This is a genomic window from Gordonia alkanivorans (genome assembly GCF_004011905.1).
In the GTDB taxonomy this organism is placed as follows: Bacteria; Actinomycetota; Actinomycetes; order Mycobacteriales; family Mycobacteriaceae; genus Gordonia; species Gordonia alkanivorans.
Genome location: NZ_CP027114.1, coordinates 332,174 through 352,412, shown reverse-complemented (window position 1 = coordinate 352,412; position 20,239 = coordinate 332,174). Strand labels below are relative to the sequence as shown.

Sequence of the window (20,239 nt, the reverse complement as noted above, 5' to 3'; positions counted from 1 at the left end):
CGATCAGCTCTCGACGATGGCCAGCACCCGCGACGGGCTGCCGGTACCGCCGACGATCGGGAGCGGACTGACGACGATCACGGCACCGGTAGCGGGCAGCGAACCGAGGTTCCGCAGCGAGGTCAGGCCGTACTTGTCGTTGCCGAGGAAGTGGTAGTGGACTGGGAAGGCCGGCTCGAAGCCACCCGCGAGACCTGCGTCGACGCCGACCGTCTCGACGCCGAGTCCGGTGATCTGCCGCTGCACGGCCAGCCACTCGGCGCATTCGACCGAGACGCCCGGGGTGTGCGAGCCGGTCTCGTCGGCGTTGAGGAACTCCGCTTCCGACCCGCCTCGTGCTTCCCATCCGGTGCGCAGCAGGAGCCAGGCGCCCGGCAGCAGTTCGCCGTGCTCGGCCTCCCATTCTTCGACGTCGGCGACCTCGAGCAGATAGTCGGGGTTGTCGGCGACCTTCGCGGTCAGGTCGAGGACGGCTGCCGGACCGATCAGCCGCTGCACGGGGATCTGGGAGACGTCGTCACCGTCGCGACCGCTGATCCAGTGGATCGGTGCGTCGAGGTGGGTGCCGATGTGCTCGCCGGTGTGGATGTTGTTGTGCCGCCAGTATGGTCCGGGTTCGTTGTAGGCGCTGACCTCTTCGAGACTGAAGTCGATCAGGTTCGCGAACGGGGCCGGCAACCGCAGGGCCGGGGTCGAACTCGACAGCGGGGTGGTCAGGTCTATCACCCGGAGGGATCCGTCGGCGAGGCCGGTGAGGAAACCGGGCAGGGCGGTGGCGGTCACTTGCGTGCGCCCCGCCAGTTCATGCCCCAGCCGTAGGCCTCGTCGACCTTGTCCTGGGCACCGCGGATGTAGCGAACCTCGCGGTTGATCACCAGTTCGCCGCCGCGGTTCTCGAGCAAGGCGATTGCGCAGGAGATCGCGGACTGGTCGGCCTCGTCGAGGCGGACCTCGATCTCCGGTCCGCTCGCCGGGGACAGCGTGACGACGCCGTTGGCGCTCGCCCAGTTGGGGGTGCCCTCGTAGATGTAGGCGAAGATCAGGATTCGGCGGATCTGGTTGGTCGCGGAGAGATCGATGTACATGTTCTCGCCGCCCTTGCCGGAGCGGTCGTCACCGTCGAGGTAGATGATCGGTTGCCCTTGGCGGGGCGCCTGGAACGAGTTGCCCAGTGCCTGGACGATGCCCTTGCTGCCGTCGGTGAACTCCCACATGCAGGCGAGGTCGAGGTCGATGCCTTTGGCCTTGCGGAACAATCCGCCGCCCGACGAGTTGGCCGTCCAGCTGAGATTGACGCGCACCTGGCCGGTGGTCGCGCCCTGCTTGCTCAGCGAGATGCTCGGCGCCGACTTGGTCAGCGTGATCTTGGAGAGCGACACCGGCTGGGCGGGCGGCTGCTGGCCGTACGTGGGTGTGGGGGCCGGAGGCTGCGCAGGCGGTTGCGGGGGTTGGGCTTTCGGACGCTTGGTGTAGTCGATCCCCATCAGGTTTCCTCATCTCGTCGTGGGCGACATCGTTGTCGGTCGCGGTGATCTGCTGCCCAGGGTAGTGGAGCTGCGACGTCAACCCGCCTGAGGAGCGAGCGTCCGCCACAGGAACTCGAACGCGAGCGCGGACTTGAACGCTGCCTGCTTGTTGTCCGCGGCGCCGCCGTGGCCGCCCTCGATGTTCTCGTAGTAGAGCACCTCGTGACCGCTTTCCTCCAGCCGCGCAACGAGTTTGCGGGCGTGGCCGGGATGGACGCGGTCGTCGCGGGTGGACGTCGTGACCAGGATCGGCGGGTACGAGGCGCCGGGATCGATGTTCTGGTATGGCGAGAACGGCTTCATGAACTCCCACTGCTCGGGATCGTCGGGGTCGCCGTACTCGGCCACCCACGACGCGCCGGCGAGGAGCAGGTGATAGCGCTTCATGTCGATCAGCGGGACCTGACACACCAACGCGCCGAACAGTTCCGGGTATCGGGTGAGCATGACGCCCATGAGGAGTCCGCCGTTGGAACCGCCCTGTGCGCCCAGCTGTTCCGGAGTGGTGAGGCCACCGTCGACGAGGGCACGTGCCACGGCGGCGAAGTCCTCGTACACCTTGTGACGTCCGGCCTTCTGCGCCTGCGTGTGCCACGACGGACCGTATTCGCCACCGCCGCGGATGTTCGCGATGACGTAGATGCCGCCGCGCTCGATCCAGTTCTTGCCCGACAACGAGAGGTAACTGGGTGTGAGCGAGTTCTCGAACCCGCCGTAGCCGTAGAGCAGGGTGGGACCGCTGGTCACCGCCCGTCGACGGATCACGAAGTAGGGAATCTGTGTTCCGTCGTCGGAAGTGGCGAAATGCTGCTCGGCGATCACCGATTCGGAGTCGAAGTACGTCGGGCTGCGCTTGATGACCTCCGGCGCGGTCCCGTTGCTGTGCAGGAGGCTCGGCGGATCGGTGAACGAGGTGGCCATCCAGAACACCTCGTCGCTCTCGTCCGGATCGGTGTCGAGCACGGACACGGTGGCGAGGCCCGGGAGGCCCGGGAAGTCGATGACCTCCCAGCTGCCGAGCTTGCGCACCTCGACCATGGTGTGCACATCGCGCAGCGTCACGATGATGAGTTGCGAACGCGTGTAGGCATAGTCGACGAGACTCGTGTGGGCATCCGGGGTGAACAGCACGGTCGCGTCGCGGCCACCGGCCCGGTAGTCGTCGTAGTCGAAGGCCAGCAGGGTGCCCGGCGCGTGGGTCGTACCGTCGAGCGTCCACTCCGACCGCGTCATCACCAGCAGCCAGTTCATCCGCACACCGGCGTGGGCGTCGGTCGGGACGTCGACGAGTTCCGGTTCGCCGTCGCGTAATTCGAACATCAGCGAGTTGAAGAAGTCCGTCGAGCGCGAGATGAAGTGTCGCTCGAAGCCGGGGGTGTCGTCGTAGATCGCGTGCACCGACACGTCGCTCTTCTCGCCGGCGAAGACGGTGGTCGCGGCCTCCAGCGGGGTGCCCCGCGACCAGCGTTTGACCACGCGGGGATAGCCGGAGTCGGTCAGCGACCCGACACCGTCGGGTTGATCGCCGAAATCGGTTCCGACATAGACGGTGTCGCGGTCGATCCAGCGCACACTCGACTTGTTCTCCGGCAAGGAGAAGCCGTCGGTGATCCACTGCCGCGTCGGGATGTCGAACTCGCGGATCACGCTCGCGTCGGCACCGCCCCGCGACAGCGAGACCAGCGCGCGTTCGTACTCGGGACGGAGCACCGTGGCCCCCGACCACACCCAGTTCTCGTCCTCGGTGCGCGCGAGTTCGTCGACGTCGAGGATGATCTCCCACTCGGGCGCATCGGTCACGTAGGACTCCAGCGTCGTCCGCCGCCAGAGCCCGCGGGGATTGGTCGCGTCGCGCCAGAAGTTGTAGAGGAACCCACCGCGACGCCGGACGAACGGAATCCGGTCGTCGGTGTCGAGGATCGCCAGCGCCGACGCCTCCATGTCGCGGAAGCGGTCCGACGACGAGAGCTTCTCGACGGTCGGGTCGTTGTGGGAGCGTACCCAGGCCATCGCGTCGTCGCCGGTGACGTCCTCGAGCCAGAGGAACGGATCGTCGGTGTCGGTGCTGGTGGAGATGCCGTCGGCGTGCTCGGTCATGGCGTCCAACTTACGCGGGACGGGTGCAGGTCACCGCCGGTGCGGGACCCGCCCTCGTCACGTCTGTGCCCATCCAGGCCGAAATCGTGCCGGTGGACCACGGAATGTGCACGTCAGGGCGTCTTCGCGGTATCTTTCTCCGCGAGGATGAGGAGATCCGCATGCCCACTACCGATTCGGTCCCTGTCCGACGCTCCGGCCCCGACACCGACTCCGCCGCGGGGCGACAATCACGATGGCGCGGCCCGGGATGGGGACGCGTGTCACTCGCGGCCTGCTCGGCCCTGTCGGTGATCGCCCTCGTCGCTGCGTGCGACACGGCCTCGTCCGGCACCGGCAACCCGCCGACCGAACCGTCGGGGGCGTCGGCGCTGGTGAACCCGAACGCCGTGGACGCGATGCCGCTACCCGACGGTGCGGTGGACAAAGCGGTCGGGCAGCTCGACGGGCTCGCCGAGTCGTTGATGTCGTCGACGGGTCTGCCCGGACTCGCGGTGGCAGTGGTGTCGGGCGGAGAGACGAAGTATGCGAAGGGGTTCGGGGTCAAGGACCTGACGACCGGGCAGAAGGTCGATCCGAACACGGTCTTTCAGCTCGCGTCCGTGTCGAAGTCGGTCGGATCGACGGTGGTCGGCGCGGCGGTCACCGACAAGACGGTTGCCTGGGACATGCCGATCGTCGAGGGGCTGCCCTGGTTCGCGCTCGCCGAACCGTACGTCACCCGGACCGTGACCGTCGGCGACATGTACTCGCACCGATCCGGTCTGCCCGATCACGCCGGCGACAAGCTCGAGGACATGGGCTACTCGCAGACCGAAATCCTCCAGCGGCTTCGGTTCATGCCTCTCGACCCGTTCCGGATCAGCTACGCGTACACCAACTTCGGTGTCACCACCGGTGGTGAGGCAGTCGCCGCGAAGGCGGGCAAGGACTGGCCGACGCTGTCGCAGGACCTCATCTACGGGCCGCTGGGCATGACCAGCACCAGTTCCCGCTACGCCGACTTCGAGAAGCGGGCCGACCGAGCCGTCGGGCATATCAAGATCGACGGCAAGTGGGCCAAGACCGACATCCCCCGTGACCCCGACGCCCAGTCGCCGGCCGGCGGGGTGAGCTCCACGGTCAACGACATGGCCGTCTGGCTGAAGATGGTTCTGGCGCAGGGCAAGCACAACGGCGCCGAGATCGTCGCGCCGGACGCCCTGCTGCCGGCGGTCTCTCCGCAGATCGTGTCCAACCCGCCGGCGTCGCCGGACGACCGTGCCGGGTTCTACGGGCACGGCTTCAACGTCGGCGTCACCACCGATGCGCGCACCCAGTTCAGCCATGCCGGCGCCTTCGCCTCGGGTGCTGGAACCTCGTTCTCGATCCTGCCGTCCGCGGACACGGCGATCGTGGTGCTGTCCAACGCCGCACCCATCGGGGCGGTCGATGCACTCGCCGCGGAGTTCATGGATCTCGTGCAGTTCGGTGAGATCCGCAGCGACTGGCGTGCGCTGTACGCCAAGGCATATGCGCCGCTGAGTGTGCCCAGCGGCGACCTCGTCGGAAAGCAGGCACCGGCGAATCCTGCTCCGGCCCAGCCGTTGCCGACATTCGTCGGCACATATGCCAACGCCGTCTACGGACCGGCCGAGGTCGTCGAACGGGACGGCAAGCTGTTCCTCGAGATGGGTCCCGGTGGAGTCCGCAAACACGAACTCGCACACTGGGATCGGAACATCTTCACCTTCACCCTGCACGACGAGAACGCCGAACTCGGCAGCATCTCCCAGGTGACCTTCGACGGCCCGAAGATGACGATCGAGTACTACGACGACGAAGAGAGCGACGGGGTCTTCCTACGTAGCTGAGGCACTTGTCGCGTATCGGTGCGGTCGGCGCCACGACACGCGACAGCTACCGCGGCGTCAGCTGGCCGGGCCGCTCACCGACGACGAGACCGCGAGGGGATCGGGCACCTCGCCGGTGCGGATCGGGCACCGCGTGTGCGAGTAGATCGTCGGCATGCAGAGGTTGCAGTGCACGCACTTCGACGTCGTCGACGGGTCTGCGGCGATCCGCAGCGGCAGATCCGGCTCACGCAGGACCGCCCGGCCCATCGCCATGAATTCGAACCCCTCGGCCATCGCGGTGTCCATCGAGGCCCGGTCGGTGATTCCGCCGAGCAGGATCATCGGCAGGTCGACGGCCTTCCGCAGTTCCCGCGCGAGCGGCAGCAGGTAGCCGTCGTGGTACTGATAGTGCTTGAGGAAGATCGGCGCGAAAGCCTTGAGCCCGTACTTCATCGGACCGGAGAAGGCGGCGGCGAACTCCTTGCGCGGCGCCTCGCCGTGGAACAGGTACATCGGGTTGAGCAGCGAGCTGCCCGCGGTGGGTTCGATGGCGTCGAGATGGCCGTCGGACTCCAGCAGCTGCGCCACCTGGCAGGCCTCGTCGACGTTGAAGCCGCTGAGCTTGGCGCGGCCCTTCGTTCGTGCCTCCGGCGACCGTTCGATGTCGGGCTTGCCGACGCCGTCGTAGGTGTTGAGCTTCACCCAGATCGCGGCCTCGTCCCCGACCTCCTCACGCACGCTCTCGACGACCTCGCGTGCCATACGCGCGCGGTTGACCAGGCTGCCGCCGTACCCGTCGCGGCGGTGGTTGAGCAGGGGAGACAGGAAGCTGGAGATGAGATAGTTGTGGCCGCAGTGGATCTCGAGCCCGTCGAAGCCGGAGTCGACGGCGATGCGGGCGGCCTGCCGGAACCTCACCCGCAGCTCGGCGATGTCGGAGACACTCGCCTTGTGCGTCAGCGACATCCCCATCGGTGCGGGGATACGGCCCGGCCCCCAGGCCTTCGCACGGTTCGACACCGAGTTCGCGACCGCGCCGGCGTGGCCGAGCTGCGCGGCGGCGAGTGCGCCCTCGGAGTGGATGGCGTCGGTCAGCTTGCGCAGTCCGGGCATCGCCTCGGGACGCATCCAGATCTGGTGGCGGTCGGTGCGGCCCTCCGGTGAGACCGCGCAGTAGGCGACGGTGCTCATCGCGACACCGCCGGCCGCGACCTCACGGTGGAACTCGACGAGTTCGTCGGTGACGAGCGCGTCGGGCGTCATGCCCTCGAAGGTGGCGCACTTGATCAGTCGGTTCCGCAGGGTGAGCGGGCCGAGCTGTGCTGGGCTGAACGGTCCGGCGTCGGGGCTGTCCACGTCGGTTCCTCTCAATCGGTTTCTTGTTCGGACGGGCTGGGGTCTGGTGGCGCCGACAGTCCCGCGGTGACGAACCCGGCGAGCGCGTCGACGGCCTGGGCGTCGAGTGGCTCGGAGCTGCCGAAGCGCAGGAGGATCAGCTGGAAGGCGAGTGCCCAGCGGCGCCGTGCCGCGCGGGAGGGCAGTCCGGGGATGGCGTCGAGCAGGAGGTCGGCGAACGGATCGAGGCCGAACCACCGGGCGGTCCAGCCGACCGTCGGGTGGGTCAGCACGAACCGCGACAGCAGGCGCAGGTGTAGGTGCCCGGTCGGATCGCACTGGAGATCGACGAACGGCGCGAGCAGCACGTCGACGACGTGGCGCACCGAATCGTTCTCGGGATCGATCGAGGCCAGCGCGTCTGCCCAGCACGGTGCCAGCCGGGATTCGAGAAGGGCGATGGTCAGATCGTCCTTGGTCCCGAAGTGGTAGTGCACGGCCGCGGGGTTTGCATCGGCGGCGGCGCAGATCGCGCGGACCGACACCTTGTCGTAGCCCTCGGCCAGGAACAACCGTTCGGCGACGACGAGCAGGGTCTCGCGGGTACCGGGCGAGCCGGTCCCGGACGGCGTCGCGTCGGTGGTCTGGGTCACAGTGGGATGGAACCACAGATCAAACAGCGTTTCAAACAGTGATTGAAATCGTGGTGGTGTTACCAGGGAGTAGCGGGACGGACTGCGACGGACCATCGACGGGACGTAGGGTGGCAGGCGTGGCTGAACACTTTCAAACAGTTGTATTGGGTGCAGGTCCAGGTGGGTACGTAGCCGCGATCCGGTCGGCTCAACTGGGCATGAAAACCGCCGTCATCGAGGAGAAGTACTGGGGCGGTGTGTGTCTCAACGTCGGATGTATCCCGTCCAAGGCGTTGCTCCGTAATGCCGAACTGGCACACATCTTCAATCACCAGGCCAAGACCTTCGGCATGAGTGGCGACGTGTCCTTCGACTTCGGCGCGGCGTTCGACCGCAGCCGCAAGGTCTCGGACGGCATCGTCAAAGGCGTCCACTACCTGATGAAGAAGAACAAGATCACCGAGATCGACGGCTATGGCGTGTTCACCGATGCCAAGACCATCACAGTGGGTGATCGCGAGATCACCTTCGACAACGTCATCATCGACACCGGCTCGACCGTGAAGCTGCTGCCGGGCGTCGAACTGTCGGAGAACGTGGTCACCTACGAGACCCAGATCCTCACCCGGGAGCTGCCCGAATCCATCGTGATCGTCGGCGCGGGCGCGATCGGCATGGAATTCGGCTATGTGATGGCCAACTACGGCGTCGACGTCACCATCGTCGAGTTCCTCGACCGCGTCCTGCCGAACGAGGACGCCGACTCGTCGAAGGCCGTCGCCAAGGAATACAAGAAGCTCGGCGTCAAGCTGCTCACCTCCACCAAGGTGCAGTCGGTCACCGACAACGGCGACAGCGTCACCGTCACCTACAAGGACGCGAAGGACTCCGAAGGCGAGCTCACCGTCGACAAGGTCCTCATGTCCGTCGGCTTCGCCCCGCGCGTCGAGGGTTTCGGTCTGGAGAAGACCGGCGTCGAACTCACCGATCGCGGCGCGATCGCCATCGACGACCATATGCGCACCAATGTCGAGGGCATCTACGCCATCGGTGACGTCACCGCCAAGCTGCAGCTCGCCCACGTTGCCGAAGCGCAGGGTGTGGTGGCTGCCGAGACCATGGCCGGCGCCGAGACGATGACCCTGGGCGATTACCGCTTCCTGCCGCGTGCCACCTTCTGCCAGCCGCAGGTCGCGTCGTTCGGTCTCACCGAGGCGCAGGCCAAGGACGAGGGCTACAACGTGAAGGCCACCACGTTCCCCTTCACCGCCAACGGCAAGGCGCAGGGTCTCGGTGAGACCGCGGGCTTCGCCAAGCTGGTCACCGACGCCGACACCGACGAGCTGCTCGGCGGCCACGTGGTGGGTGACGGTGCGTCCGAGCTGCTCCCGGAGATGACGCTGGCCCACAAGTGGGATCTCACCGCCAAGGAGTTGGCCCGCAACGTGCACACCCACCCGACGATGTCGGAGGCGCTGCAAGAGACTTTCCATGGCGCGATCGGGCACATGATCAACCTGTAGAAGTCCACTTCGCAAAGTGAGGGATTCGTGCCGGAAAAACGGTATGAATCCCTCATTTTGTTTGCGTGGTTCCGGCGAGTGGCAATTTCGTGCCTATTCCGAGGAACAAATCTGCGCATGAATGCGGGACCCGGTGTGAGGTTCTCCCTCGGATGCCGGGAAAAGAATGAATACACGGTATAACCAAAAGTCATGACCACAACGATCCTTCACAATGCTCGCCTGATCGACGGGACCGGCGCCGACCCGATCGCCGACGCGGTCGTCGTGATCGACGATGGCAAGATCGCCTACGCCGGTGCGGCTTCCGGTGCCCCGCAGATCGACGAATCGGCGAAGCCGGTGAAGGTGGATGTCGGGGGAAACACCGTGACCCCCGGGTTCTTCGACTGCCACGTGCATCTCTCGCTGCCGGGCACCAAGGGCTCGCCGATCATGGCCGCTATGGTGCCGGCGTCGTACCGTTTCTTCGAGCTCATCGACCGGCTCAAGACCACCATCGAGGCCGGTGTCACCACCGTCCGCGACCTCATGGGTGTCGACGTGGGCGTCCGCGACGCCGTCGCCCACGGTCTGGTCGCCGGCCCGCGTCTGCTGGTCGCCGACAAGATGCTCAGCCAGACCGGTGGTCACGCCGACTTCCACATCCCGTCGGGCCTCAGCGGAACCGGCCTGATCGGCGGTGAGCTGGTCGACACCGTCGACGAGGCGCGCAAGGCCGTCCGCGAGCTGCTCCGCAGCGGCGTCGACGTCATCAAGGTCGCCTCCAGCGGCGGTGTCTCCTCGCCCAGCGACGATCCGGACTGGCTGGGTGCCCGCACCGAGATCGTCGCCGCGCTGGTCGAGGAGGCCGAGAACTACGGCGGACGCAAGGTCGCCGCGCACGCGATCGGTTTCCTCGGTATCCAGGCCGCCGTCCAGGGTGGCGCGCACTCCATCGAGCACGGGTACGCACTCACCGACGAACTCCGGACGGAGATGGTCGAGCGCGGTCAGTTCCTGGTCCCCACTCTGATCGAGACCCTGAAGCCGGACACCGCGACGCCGCAGGCGGTCGCCAAGTCCGAGAAGTGGCACAAGCTGGCTCACGAGTCCATCGCGGCGTCGGTCGAGGCCGGGATCAAGGTCGCCGTCGGCACCGACGCCGGTCTGGTCCCCGACCACGGTGCCACCCTCGGCGAGCTCGGCTGCCTGGTGAAGTTCGGTGGCATGACCCCGATGCAGGCGATCGTCGCCGGCACCAAGACCTCCGCCGAGCTCTGCGACGTCGCCGACAAGCTGGGCACCCTGGAGGCGGGCAAGCTCGCCGACGTCGTCGTCGTCAAGGGTGATCCGCTCGCCGACATCGACTCGCTCGCCGACCACGACAACATCCTTCTGGTCCTCAAGGAGGGCAAGACCGCTTCCAACCGTGGCGGTTACGCGGTCTGATCGGTTTCGACCGACGCATCTCGCGAGAGCCGTCCATTCGCTGAACGACAGACGAATAGGACGCACGTCGGCGAGTGCATTCTCGGCGAATTCGACGAGAAACGAACACTGCCGAGCGGGCTACGCTCGGAACGGTGAGTGCCGTCGAGCGGGTCCGGGAATGGGAGTTGCCGTGGCAACTCGACGTCCGGGGCACGGTCGGCCATCTCCGGCGCGGCGCCGGTGACCCCACGTTCGTCTACGGCAACGACGGGTCGATCTGGCGCGCCGTGCAGACCCCCGACGGTCCCGGCACCGTGACTCTGCGCATCGACGGGTCGCGGGTGCTGGGACGCGCGTGGGGACCCGGCGGCGACTGGCTGCTCGAGCAGTTGCCGGACTTCCTCGGCGCGTCCGACGAGCCGGAGGCGATGGCGGTGCACGACGAGGTGGTCGCCGGACTCGTCCGCCGGTCGGCGGGCCTGCGGATCGGCCGCACCGATCGGGTGTGGGAGGCGCTGGTACCGGCGATCCTCGAGCAGAAGGTGGTCGGGGCGGAGGCCTTTCGCGCCTGGCGATATCTGGTCCGACGCTTCGGCGAGCCGGCGCCGGGTCCGGTACCCGGCACGATGCGTGTACCGCCGCCGCGGGCCGCGTGGGCGGACATCCCGTCGTGGGAGTGGCACCGTAGCGGCATCGAACCCGTGCGCATGCGCACGATCCGCGGGGCGACCGCGATGGACGTCGAACGTCACCACGATCGGCTCCGGCTCCTGCGGGGCGTGGGGCGCTGGACCGAGGCGGAGACGCGCGCCCGGGCCGTCGGCGACACCGATGCGGTGTCGGTCGGCGACTATCACATCCCGACGCTGGTGGGCCTGACCCTCATCGGCGAACCGGTCGACGACGCGGGCATGCTCGAGCTACTGGAACCCTATGCCGGACAACGGCGTCGGATCATCAGGATGGTGGAGCTGCACGGCGTCCGGCGAGAACGGCGCGGACCGCGGATGACGGTGCGCGACTACCGGTCCTTCTGACCCGGAACGTCAGCGAGACACATCCGAGGACGAAGAGGGCCACCGCGACCGCGCCGCAGTAGAGCAGCCCGCCGGTGGGACCCCACGGCGGCATGAATGCGAGTTCCTGCCCGGTGCCGAAGGTTCCGTTGAGGAAGGGCATGTACTGCTGCAGCGTGTAACCGTCGGGAACCAGGCTGATCGCGTTCTCGATGACGTACGTCCAACCGAGAAGGGCCACAACGGTTGCCGCCGGGTGTCCGATGATCGCTGCGAGTCCGATGCCGATCCCGACGGTGAACACCGCGAAGACAGGTACCGCGATCAGGAAGCGGAGGCCCTCGGGTGAACCGATGTCGACGCCGCTGTAGACCTTCGGGAAGAAGGTGGGCAGGATCGCCATGACCAGCGCGACCAGTGCGGCGCTGCACAGCGCGGCACCGACGCCGTAGGCGATCCACCGGGACACCAGACCGGTCCAGCGCCGCGGGTAGAGGTGGCGGGCGAGTTCTCCCAGCGCGCCGCGCTCGGCGGTCGCCTGTGCGTAGGCGGCGACGACGGCCCAGATCATCACGGTGAAGGTGATGACCCAGTAGACCGAGTTGGTGGTGGTGACCGAGGTGACCTGGATGCTCCCCGAGATCGACGCGAATCGTTCGGCGACGGTGGCGACGCCGAGGGTGATGACGAGGGGAAGCAGGACCGCCCCCGGGATCAACCCGTAGAGCAGGATGCTGCGTGCACCGCCGACGCGGGTGAGTTCGGCGCGTGCGCCGCGTCCGATCTGTGCCGCGACGGCCGTGAGGGTGGCGGTCATGCGGTGACTCCTGCGGGGGTCTGACCACCGACTGTGGCGAGGTAGGCCTCCTCGAGATCGGCGGAATCACCGACGAATTCGGCCAGCGGCGCGTCGGCGGCGATACGGCCGGAGTTCAGTACGACGACGCGGTCGGCGGTGCGGGCCACCTCGTCGAGGTGGTGTGAGGCGATGAGCAGACGCCGGCCGTCGTCGGCGAGATCTCGGAGAAGCCCGCGTAGCCAACGGATGCCGTCGACGTCTAGGCCGTTGACCGGCTCGTCGAGGACGAGGGTGCGCGCATCGCCCAGGAGGGCGGAGGCGATTCCGAGCCGCTGACGCATGCCGAGGGAGTAGTCGACGACCCGGCGGCCGGCCACGTCGGTGAGCCCGACGAGGTCGAGGACCTCGGCGACCCGACCGGTCGGGATTCCGCCGGCACGGGCCAGCCAGGTCAGGTGGCGCCGTGCGCTGTGGCCGGGGTGGGCGGCGTCGGTGCCCAGATGCATGCCGATCACCGTGGGTGGCGCATCGAGTTCGCTGAATCGCTTGCCGTCGAACAGGATTCGGCCCGCCGCAGGAGGTATGACGCCGCAGATGGTCCGGAGCAGCGTCGTCTTGCCGGTGCCGTTGCGTCCGAGCAGATAGACCAGCTCACCGTCGTCGACGCGGGTGGTGATGTCGTCGAGAACGGCCTGCCCGCCCATTCGGACGGACAGGCCGCTGATGTCGAGCACGGCTACTAGGAGTTGCAGTAGATGTTCAGGCCGACGGTCTTGACGCCCTGGCACAGCGAGCTCGCCGCGAGCTTCCAGTTGCCGTCGAGCTTCTTGAACTCGATGGTCATGCGGATCGTGGGGCGTCCGGCCGAGCCGCTGTTGAGCGTGGCGGTGACGCTGTTGCCCTTCTGGACCAGCGGACCGGTCACCTCGTTCCAGCCGCGGGGCGCACGGAAGAGACCGAGCGAGTACACCGTCTTGGGGACGATCACCGCGTTCATCCCACCCTCCACGTTGGCGGCCTTGGCCTGGTCCGACGCCGGGGTCTCGACCAGGAACTCGACGATGTCGTTGAGATCGGCGAGCGTCGGGCGGTCGGTGGTGACCTTGAAGTTCGGCGGGAAGGTCTTGGCGGCCGAGGCACCGCCGGTGGCCGCGACGAGCCCGACGACGGCCACGAGCGTCGCGAGCAGCGTGATGGTCATCCTGCGGATGAGATGCATGACGAGAGTCCCTCCTGTTCGGCGATGGTCGTTCGCCAACGCCTTTGGAGAAACTTAATCCTTCAAATTAATTAAGGCAAGCCTCACCTGAGTGGGGTCTCGAAGTGGTTTGCGGTGCGCCGCAACGGCGCCAGCCGCAGCACGATCTCGCAGTCGCCGCCTGCCGGGTCCGGGGCGACGGTGACGGCATATTGCGAACTGAGGGCGGGGGAGCTGGCGGCGAGTGCCTGCTCGATGACGCCGCGGGCGACTCCTCGGGCGACCTCGGGGTGCGTCCGGGCGATGTCCTGCAGCGGGCACGAGCAGAGTCGTAGTTCGTGAGAGCCGAACGCGCTCATGATGTTCGAGACCTGGAATCCCAGCGCGCCGAGAGTGTCCGAGGCGACGGTCACCGGGTCGGGCAGATCGGCGGTCGGCGCCGGGCGCGCATGCTCCTCGGCCCACAGGCGGCCGGCCTCGGCGCCGGCATGTTCACGAGCGGCCCGCGTGCTGCCCAACTGGCCCAGGAGATGGCCCAGCAGTGCGCCGGTGGGCGCCCGGCGGACGAGCTGATAGCCGACGCGGGGACGGCCGACGCCCGGCGTCGGAACGGTCGTGGTCTCGACCCGCCCCTCCTCGACCAGCTTGGCGAGGTGGAAACGGGCCGTGGTCACGTGCAGGTCGAGGCGCGTCGAGATCTCCCCGGCGACCATCGGTTCGACCGATTTGGACAGCAGGGCCATGATCTTGTCGCGCTGCTTGGTCGCCATGGCTGGTCCTCTCGATCTCGACGCGCCCCGCGTGCTTCAGCTCCCGGAGGGTTGCTCCCCCGTGGGATTCTCCAACACCACCAGTGTGACGACCGCATCGGTCCGTGCCACGAGCGCGTGGGGGATGTTGGCGTTCACGTGGATCGCCACGCCCGTCTCGAGGCGGGTGGTGGATTCCCCGACGGTGAAGTCGATCTCGCCGGTCTGGCCGATGACCAGGATCGGGCGGCCGGCGCAATGGTCGGGCATCGTCTGACCGGCCAGGAACGACAGGCGGATGACGTTGCCGCCGTCGTTGCGGGAGAGAACGGAGATGTCGGGACGATCGCCTGTCTTGCCGGTGTTGTCGGCGAGGCCGGTGATCACGGTCGAGTCGCTCATTTCGCGGTCTCCGGCTTGGTGGCGATGACCTCGATGGCGGCCATGTGCGACTTGTACTTGGTGAACGTCGCCCGCATGGCGAGGACGCGCTTGCGTGCATCGCCGTCGCGGATCACGTTGCCGATGAACTTCAATGCCCCGACGAGTCCCTCGTCGGCGATCACGCGACGCGGCTCGAGCAGTGCCATCTTGGCGAACTTGACCGTGGTGACCTCGAAGCCGGCGTCGGTCAGTAGCTTGCGCCACTCGGCTTCGGTCAGCGGACGGGCGTTGACCTTGATCGATCGCGCCAGCGACTTGCGGATCTTGGTCTTCTCCTCGTCCGGAAGGGTGTCGGGATTGATCGCGAGCTCATGGATCGCGTACCGGCCGCCGGGGCGCAGCACACGGAATGCCTCCTCGACGATCTTGGCCTTGTTGCGGTCGGCCTGCATCGTCAGCATCGCCTCGCCGACGGCGACGTCGGTACTCGAGTCATCGAGTCCGGTGGCCGACGCGTCACCTGCGACGACCCGGCCACGCTCACCGATGACGCCCTTGGTGAGGACGACGGCGTCCGGATCGTCGTCGACGCCGACGTAGCTCTTCGGCGATCGCTCGAGGATCGCGGTGGCCGTCTTGCCCAGGCCCGGTGCGATCTCGAGGACATCGGAGCCGCTGATGCGGGCGTCGTCGAGCAGGCTCTCGGTGAGCTCGAGTCCGCCCGGACGCAGGACGCGTTTGCCGAGTCGGGCGAGGAGCCAGTGGCCCGGCATGTCCTCGGTCTTGCGCTGGCCGAACGGCAGCTGATCCCCGGACGTGGTTTCGTTAGTCATACCTAACCTCCCTATTTCGAGGAGGACTTTACTGCAAATCCCCGGCAGTGCTCACCGGCCCCGGTTTCACGCCCAGGACGTACTGTCCGTGACCGGTGATCGTCTGCTCGACGTTGGCCGCGCCCGCGGCGCGCAGGCGGTCGGTGATGGAGTGCTCGTCGAAGATACGAAAGCCGGTCAGTCCGACGACCCGCTGGACGCCGGGCAGTGATGTCACCTCGGTCGTGACGGAGGTGAAGATGACGATCTCGCCGCCCGGCCTGGTGACCCGCACCAGCTCGTCGACGACGGGGAGCGGGTCGGGGATGAGATACAGGGCGGCCAGGCAGGTGACGACGTCGAAGGTGTTGTCCTCGAACGGGATCGAGTGGGCGTCGGCGCGGAGGAAGGCGGCGCGGTCGACGGCGTTGGTGCGGGCCGCGCGGGCGAGCATCGGGGCGGAGAAGTCGATCCCGATGCAGCGCCCGTCGCCGGTCAGGCCGTCGGCGATGAGTCGCGTGTAATTGCCTGGGCCGCAGGCCACGTCGAGGACGAGTCGGTCACCGGGGCGGGACAGGTAGGCCCGGAGTGCACGGTCGTAGTCCTCGGTGGCACGCCCACCGAGACTGAACAACCTCGTGAACGTCGGTCGCCAGAGGTTCTCGTAGATCTCGGCGAACGCGGCGTTGCGCATCAGGCGCTGGCTGATCGACTCCATCGCTCATCCCTCGTCAGGTGTGACCGTCAGGTGTGATGATCGCGCTGGATGCGGAGCGTGTGGATCGTCGTGGCCAGGCTGTCGTACTGGCCTACGAGCAGGGTGAACTCGATCAGGCGGCGATTGTCGAGATGCCGCGCCAAAGCGGCCCAGGCGATGTCGGAGACGTCCTTGGTGTCGACCAGTTCGTCGACCGCGCGGAGGATGGCCCGCTCGCGGTCGCCCCACCCGGCGTCGGGGCCGGAGAGGATGCGCTCGAACTCGGCGTCATCGATACCGGCCCGGCGTCCCAACCGGCGGTGATGGTCGAGTTCGTAGTCGCAGCCGCGGAGATGGGCCACCCGGATGATGATCATCTCGGAGTCCTTGCGCGGCAATGTCCCGAAGGGCATCAACCGGCCGCTGTAATGCAGCCAGCCGCGGAACAGTCCCTTCGCCCGGCCGAGCGTGGAGAAGATGTGGGCGTCGTCTACTCCGATGACCCGTGCGGCCCCACGCGCGAAGACGAAATTGAAGGGTCCGAGATCTCGGAGACCACCCGGTGTGACTCGCGGTGCGCTCATGGGGCCACGGTAGACTACGGCCACTATGACGAACAGCACACGGACGTTCACCAGTGTCGAGGAACTCAAGGCCGCGATCGGCGAAGACCTCGGATCGGGCGAGTGGCTGGAGATCACGCAGGAGCGGATCGATGCATTCGCCGACGCTACCGGTGACCACCAGTGGATCCACACCGATCCCGAACGCGCGAAGTCGGGTCCGTTCGGTACCACGATCGCGCATGGCTACCTCACCGTGTCGCTGCTACCGATGCTCGCCGGCCAGATCTTCACCATCGAGGGCCCCAAGCTCTTCCTCAACTACGGCATGAACAAGCTGCGCTTCCCGAACCCGGTGAAGGTGGGTGCGCGTATCCGCTCCAACGCGGTGATCACCTCGATCGAGAAGACCCCCAAGGGCGTCAACATGGTCGTGACCAACACGGTCGAGATCGAGGGCGAGTCCAAGCCCGCATGCGTCGCCGAGAACCTGCGCGTCCTCGTCTACTGATCCACCCCTGACCGTCTCGCGACGCTCGGCCTCAACCGGCCGGGCGCCGCGTGCATTCGTTTGGGGCCGGGCGGCCGGCGAGCCGCTCGTTCAGCCATTCCAGCGCGACCGGGAAACCCAGGATCGCGCCGGTGAGGTGTTCGCCGAAGATCTCCCGGTAGGCGGCGGTGGCGCCGTATCCGCACTGCTGCCGGTACAGCGCACGTGCGCCCGCCGCGGGAATCCACCACTCGTGGGTGCCGTGGTAGATCAGCAAGGGCACCACCGATTTCCGGTCGGCCATCGCGGTGAGCCGGTAGATGCGCTCGGCGACGGGCGAGTGGAACGGATCGGGGTCATTCGACATCAGCTGCATCGGCATGAAGGTCCCGCCGCCCAGTGCTTCGGGGATGACGCAGACGTTCTTCAACGGTGACGTGGCCAGCCACCGCGCGGGGCGATTGGCGAGCGCGAGGATCTCGGTGCGTTCGCGGGCGATGCCGAAGGTCGCCGCGTGGAACAGCCCGGAGGCCAGATTCGCGTTCATGCTGCCGACGAGCATCCGGAAATCCGCGGGCACCCCGCCGAGGGCGGCGCCGACGATCCGGTCGGACAGTTCGGGTGCGTACTCGCCGACCAGCTTCGACGCCCCGTGCGTCGCGATCGCCCCACCCGAGTAGCCTGTCATCGCGATCCTGCTGTGCCGCAGCGTTTCCGGGCGCACTGACAGTCCGGCTCGGATCGCATCGAGAACGACGTGCCCGGCGAGCACGGGCTCGGCGTACGCCATCCGCGGCCCCTGATGGTCGGGGACGAGGACTGCATGGCCGTCGTTCAGGGCGATCTGGGTGGTGGGCGGGATCAGGTCGGTGGGGTTCGTCGCGATCGAGAAGCCGTGCGCCAGCGTGTATCCGGGGGTGCAGGCGGCGCCGAGCGAATCGATGGGCAGATTGTTGACCAGCAGGGGTCGGGGTCCGCGGGCGGGACGGTTCGGGATCAGCAGTGTCGCGGTGCCGAAGATCGGGGCGCCGGTCGCATCGGTGGTGGCGAACTTGATCAGGGTGGCCGACCGGAGGGGGACGGTGACGACCGGACCCGCGGTGGCCCTGACGTCGCGGACCGCGATGACCCGACCCGGTCGCATCGTCGACAGGTCCGCAGGCCAGCGGTCGAACAACGGATCACCGGTGGGCGAGGGCAGTAGCGCCTCCCGCAACTCCAGTGTGCGGTGGTCGAATCCGGCGGCCCGTGCCCGCGGCGGGATGTCTCGCAGTCGCGGGACCGGCGGCGGTGGCACGGCCGCGTCGACGGCGCCGGCGGCCGGCGGCGGGATGGGCATCATGTTCGGCGGTTCGCCGAAGGCGGAGCCCGGTGCCACCGCGCACCACGCAGCCATGAGCCCGGTGGCGATCCCGGCGATCAGCGTCCGGCGACCGGTCCGGTGTCGTCGACCGTTCGCGGTTGTCGCCATCGGGTGCCTCCGCAGCGTGTGAGTGCCTCGTCGCCTCACTGCGGTCGACACTAGGACAAGCGACCAGGTATCGATGTCCGGCGCCCCGATGGCCGTTTCTTCGAGACCGAACCGTGATCCACAATGAGCCGGACGATCGGATTTTCCGGCGTGAACAGGGGTGTGTCCTGCCGAAGTCCGTGCGGCCGTTTAGCATGACGGAATTCGGACCGGAGGAGCGAGTCGGGCTGACCATCGGGGGTGAGCTGACCCGGAATCGCCCGCATGACAGGAGTGTTGGCGATGCGTTCGATCTGCAGGTGGCGACCACGGGCGCTGCGCGCGATGGTGGTCGTCGGCGTCGCCACGGCCACGCTGGTCTCCGGTCTCGGGGGAGTGGGGGCGGGCACCGTGGCGAGTGCCGAGCCCCCGAACCTGACCGCCATCCCGCCCAACATCCCGGGCGAGATCGACGCGGTTGTGCCGCCGCCCCCGATCAAGAAGCTCCAGCGCATCCCGCAGCGGTCGAAGATCGAGGGTGGTTCCCGTGAGCTGCAGGAACTGCGTGAGGCCGTCATGCCGTCGCCGGTGGGTGACCGGTTCTTCGATCACTGGCCCGCCGACCTCGCCGGACGCAAGCCCGGCGACCTGATCGCGACCCGGGACGTGACGCCGGTGGCCGGATTCCTCGTCACGGTGCCCCTGCGTTCGGCTCGGCAGGTCAAGTTCCGCACCACCGATGCCACCGGCGGACCGCTGTTCGGCACCGCGACCCTGTTCGTCCCGCGCAAGCAGTGGACGGGCCCGGGACCGCGGCCGGTCGTCATCAACAACACACCGATCGTCGCACTGGGAACCACCTGCACGCCGGGCTACACGTTCTCCCACGGTTACAACGACGACACCAACAGCACCGACCTGTTCCCGCCGTTGACGCAGCTGGCACTCGACCGCGGATACGCGGTGATCGTGCCCGACCACACCGGCGCCCGGATGGCCTACGCCGAACCGTATGTGGGCGCCCATGTCGTCCTCGATTCCGTCCGGGCGGCCGCGAAACTGGACCCGAAAGAGTTCGGCCGGGGACCGATCGTCATGAACGGGTACTCCGGTGGCGCCATCGCGACCAACGCGGCGTCGAGACTCGCCTCGTCGTATGCGCCTGATCAGGCCGGGCGGTTCGTCGGCGCGGCCATCGGTGGAGTGCCGGCGGACTACCGGGCCCTGGCCGGCGCGATGAACGCCAACCTGGCCTCCGGGGTCTATCACTCCGCGATGCTGGGTGTGGCCCGGGAGCGTCCCGAGATCCTGGAGATGTCCAACCATGCCGCCCGTTGGCTGGCGACGTCGCCCCTGCGCGATCTGTGCACGGGTGACATGGGCATACTCGGCGTCTCCCACGTGCCCACGCAATTGCTCTCTGCTGACCCGGACCCGTTCCATTCGCCGGTCGCCGAACGCATCTTCGACGTCACCTCGATGTCGGGGATGAAGGCGACGATGCCGCTGCTGATCTACCACGGGACCTACGAATGGTGGATTCCCGCGTCCCAGGCGCGGGCCCTGTTCGCCGAACAGTGCAAGCTCGGTGCGACCGCGATCTACCGGGAGTACCCGGCCGAGCACATCACCGCGGTGTTCACCTCGTTCGGTGACGTGGCGACCTGGCTCGACCGTCGACTCCAGGGAATCCCTGCCCCGAACGAGTGTCGCTGAG

General features: G+C 67.5%; 20 protein-coding genes. 6 read left to right on the top strand and 14 right to left on the bottom strand.

Annotated elements, in window-relative coordinates; genetic code table 11:
• Positions 1 to 3: 3 nt before the first annotated feature.
• The 3 genes from C5O27_RS01610 to C5O27_RS01600 form a co-directional block, all read right to left on the bottom strand.
• Positions 4 to 783 (bottom strand): cyclase family protein, encoded by a 780-nt coding sequence (locus C5O27_RS01610; RefSeq protein ID WP_127961725.1) that lies wholly within the window; start codon positions 781 to 783, stop codon positions 4 to 6.
• Entirely contained in the window at positions 780 to 1,484 is a 705-nt protein-coding gene (locus tag C5O27_RS01605) for a TerD family protein (RefSeq protein WP_127961724.1), read from the bottom strand. The genes C5O27_RS01610 and C5O27_RS01605 overlap by 4 nt, the downstream gene beginning before the upstream one ends.
• Before the next feature lie 78 nt (positions 1,485 to 1,562).
• Positions 1,563 to 3,623 (bottom strand): prolyl oligopeptidase family serine peptidase, encoded by a 2,061-nt coding sequence (locus C5O27_RS01600; RefSeq protein ID WP_127961723.1) that lies wholly within the window; start codon positions 3,621 to 3,623, stop codon positions 1,563 to 1,565.
• Positions 3,624 to 3,883: 260 nt separating this feature from the next.
• On the opposite strand from C5O27_RS01600, the gene C5O27_RS01595 reads away from it, so the two are divergent.
• Positions 3,884 to 5,476 (top strand): serine hydrolase, encoded by a 1,593-nt coding sequence (locus tag C5O27_RS01595; protein WP_127963735.1) that lies wholly within the window; start codon positions 3,884 to 3,886, stop codon positions 5,474 to 5,476.
• 57 nt (positions 5,477 to 5,533) lie between these two features.
• Here C5O27_RS01595 and C5O27_RS01590 read toward each other — a convergent pair whose 3' ends face one another.
• On the bottom strand, positions 5,534 to 6,814 hold the full coding sequence (locus C5O27_RS01590; protein WP_127961722.1) for an NADH:flavin oxidoreductase: 1,281 nt from the start codon (positions 6,812 to 6,814) through the stop codon (positions 5,534 to 5,536).
• A gap of 11 nt (positions 6,815 to 6,825) precedes the next feature.
• Complete coding sequence (locus C5O27_RS01585; protein WP_035752045.1) at positions 6,826 to 7,446, bottom strand: TetR/AcrR family transcriptional regulator; 621 nt, start codon at positions 7,444 to 7,446, stop codon at positions 6,826 to 6,828.
• Positions 7,447 to 7,565: 119 nt separating this feature from the next.
• Between C5O27_RS01585 and lpdA the strand changes: the two genes are divergently transcribed.
• From lpdA to C5O27_RS01570, 3 genes are all read left to right on the top strand, one after another.
• Complete coding sequence (gene lpdA, locus C5O27_RS01580) at positions 7,566 to 8,951, top strand: dihydrolipoyl dehydrogenase (RefSeq protein WP_127961721.1); 1,386 nt, start codon at positions 7,566 to 7,568, stop codon at positions 8,949 to 8,951.
• Positions 8,952 to 9,143: 192 nt separating this feature from the next.
• A complete protein-coding gene (locus C5O27_RS01575; RefSeq protein WP_006358315.1) occupies positions 9,144 to 10,382 on the top strand; it encodes a metal-dependent hydrolase family protein in 1,239 nt (412 codons plus the stop codon).
• A gap of 134 nt (positions 10,383 to 10,516) precedes the next feature.
• The gene (locus C5O27_RS01570; RefSeq protein ID WP_127961720.1) at positions 10,517 to 11,401 is read left to right on the top strand and encodes a DNA-3-methyladenine glycosylase family protein; all 885 of its coding nucleotides are present in this window, start codon (positions 10,517 to 10,519) and stop codon (positions 11,399 to 11,401) included.
• On the opposite strand, the gene C5O27_RS01565 is transcribed toward C5O27_RS01570, so the two are convergent.
• The 8 genes from C5O27_RS01565 to C5O27_RS01530 form a co-directional block, all read right to left on the bottom strand.
• The gene (locus C5O27_RS01565; protein WP_127961719.1) at positions 11,322 to 12,197 is read right to left on the bottom strand and encodes an ABC transporter permease; all 876 of its coding nucleotides are present in this window, start codon (positions 12,195 to 12,197) and stop codon (positions 11,322 to 11,324) included. The genes C5O27_RS01570 and C5O27_RS01565 overlap by 80 nt on opposite strands.
• Positions 12,194 to 12,913 carry an ABC transporter ATP-binding protein gene (locus C5O27_RS01560; RefSeq protein ID WP_127961718.1) on the bottom strand — a complete coding sequence of 240 codons (720 nt, stop codon included), beginning with the start codon at positions 12,911 to 12,913 and terminating at the stop codon, positions 12,194 to 12,196. Before C5O27_RS01560 ends, C5O27_RS01565 begins: the two co-directional genes overlap by 4 nt.
• A 5-nt stretch (positions 12,914 to 12,918) precedes the next feature.
• A complete protein-coding gene (locus tag C5O27_RS01555; protein ID WP_005200319.1) occupies positions 12,919 to 13,398 on the bottom strand; it encodes an MTB12 C-terminal domain-containing protein in 480 nt (159 codons plus the stop codon).
• A gap of 83 nt (positions 13,399 to 13,481) precedes the next feature.
• On the bottom strand, positions 13,482 to 14,147 hold the full coding sequence (locus C5O27_RS01550) for a helix-turn-helix transcriptional regulator (RefSeq protein ID WP_127961717.1): 666 nt from the start codon (positions 14,145 to 14,147) through the stop codon (positions 13,482 to 13,484).
• A 36-nt stretch (positions 14,148 to 14,183) separates the two neighbouring features.
• A complete protein-coding gene (locus C5O27_RS01545) occupies positions 14,184 to 14,528 on the bottom strand; it encodes a cupin domain-containing protein (RefSeq protein ID WP_005200315.1) in 345 nt (114 codons plus the stop codon).
• Entirely contained in the window at positions 14,525 to 15,343 is an 819-nt protein-coding gene (locus C5O27_RS01540; protein WP_127961716.1) for a class I SAM-dependent methyltransferase, read from the bottom strand. The genes C5O27_RS01545 and C5O27_RS01540 overlap by 4 nt, the downstream gene beginning before the upstream one ends.
• A 28-nt stretch (positions 15,344 to 15,371) precedes the next feature.
• Positions 15,372 to 16,040, bottom strand: a complete 669-nt coding sequence (locus C5O27_RS01535) for a class I SAM-dependent methyltransferase (RefSeq protein WP_127961715.1) — start codon at positions 16,038 to 16,040, stop codon at positions 15,372 to 15,374.
• Positions 16,041 to 16,066: 26 nt separating this feature from the next.
• Positions 16,067 to 16,603 carry a carboxymuconolactone decarboxylase family protein gene (locus tag C5O27_RS01530; RefSeq protein WP_035752040.1) on the bottom strand — a complete coding sequence of 179 codons (537 nt, stop codon included), beginning with the start codon at positions 16,601 to 16,603 and terminating at the stop codon, positions 16,067 to 16,069.
• A gap of 25 nt (positions 16,604 to 16,628) precedes the next feature.
• Between C5O27_RS01530 and C5O27_RS01525 the strand changes: the two genes are divergently transcribed.
• On the top strand, positions 16,629 to 17,093 hold the full coding sequence (locus C5O27_RS01525) for a MaoC family dehydratase (RefSeq protein ID WP_127961714.1): 465 nt from the start codon (positions 16,629 to 16,631) through the stop codon (positions 17,091 to 17,093).
• Positions 17,094 to 17,124: 31 nt separating this feature from the next.
• Here C5O27_RS01525 and C5O27_RS01520 read toward each other — a convergent pair whose 3' ends face one another.
• Positions 17,125 to 18,414, bottom strand: coding sequence for a lipase family protein (locus C5O27_RS01520; RefSeq protein ID WP_127963734.1), 1,290 nt, complete (start codon positions 18,412 to 18,414; stop codon positions 17,125 to 17,127).
• A gap of 411 nt (positions 18,415 to 18,825) precedes the next feature.
• Here C5O27_RS01520 and C5O27_RS01515 point away from each other — a divergent pair, with 411 nt between their 5' ends.
• Positions 18,826 to 20,238: a lipase family protein gene (locus C5O27_RS01515; RefSeq protein ID WP_127961713.1), complete on the top strand. Its 1,413-nt coding sequence runs from the start codon at positions 18,826 to 18,828 to the stop codon at positions 20,236 to 20,238.
• Position 20,239: the final 1 nt, after the last annotated feature.

What these genes read in the sequence shown, in the direction of transcription:
- C5O27_RS01605 (WP_127961724.1), bottom strand. Translation starts at nt 1,484, where the DNA reads ATGGGGATCGACTACACCAAGCGTCCGAAAGCCCAACCCCCGCAACCG.
- C5O27_RS01600 (WP_127961723.1), bottom strand. Translation starts at nt 3,623, where the DNA reads ATGACCGAGCACGCCGACGGCATCTCCACCAGCACCGACACCGACGAT.
- C5O27_RS01575 (WP_006358315.1), top strand. Translation starts at nt 9,144, where the DNA reads ATGACCACAACGATCCTTCACAATGCTCGCCTGATCGACGGGACCGGC.
- C5O27_RS01565 (WP_127961719.1), bottom strand. Translation starts at nt 12,197, where the DNA reads ATGACCGCCACCCTCACGGCCGTCGCGGCACAGATCGGACGCGGCGCA.
- C5O27_RS01555 (WP_005200319.1), bottom strand. Translation starts at nt 13,398, where the DNA reads ATGCATCTCATCCGCAGGATGACCATCACGCTGCTCGCGACGCTCGTG.
- C5O27_RS01550 (WP_127961717.1), bottom strand. Translation starts at nt 14,147, where the DNA reads ATGGCGACCAAGCAGCGCGACAAGATCATGGCCCTGCTGTCCAAATCG.
- C5O27_RS01545 (WP_005200315.1), bottom strand. Translation starts at nt 14,528, where the DNA reads ATGAGCGACTCGACCGTGATCACCGGCCTCGCCGACAACACCGGCAAG.
- C5O27_RS01540 (WP_127961716.1), bottom strand. Translation starts at nt 15,343, where the DNA reads ATGACTAACGAAACCACGTCCGGGGATCAGCTGCCGTTCGGCCAGCGC.
- C5O27_RS01535 (WP_127961715.1), bottom strand. Translation starts at nt 16,040, where the DNA reads ATGGAGTCGATCAGCCAGCGCCTGATGCGCAACGCCGCGTTCGCCGAG.
- C5O27_RS01530 (WP_035752040.1), bottom strand. Translation starts at nt 16,603, where the DNA reads ATGAGCGCACCGCGAGTCACACCGGGTGGTCTCCGAGATCTCGGACCC.
- C5O27_RS01525 (WP_127961714.1), top strand. Translation starts at nt 16,629, where the DNA reads ATGACGAACAGCACACGGACGTTCACCAGTGTCGAGGAACTCAAGGCC.
- C5O27_RS01520 (WP_127963734.1), bottom strand. Translation starts at nt 18,414, where the DNA reads ATGATGCCCATCCCGCCGCCGGCCGCCGGCGCCGTCGACGCGGCCGTG.
- C5O27_RS01515 (WP_127961713.1), top strand. Translation starts at nt 18,826, where the DNA reads ATGCGTTCGATCTGCAGGTGGCGACCACGGGCGCTGCGCGCGATGGTG.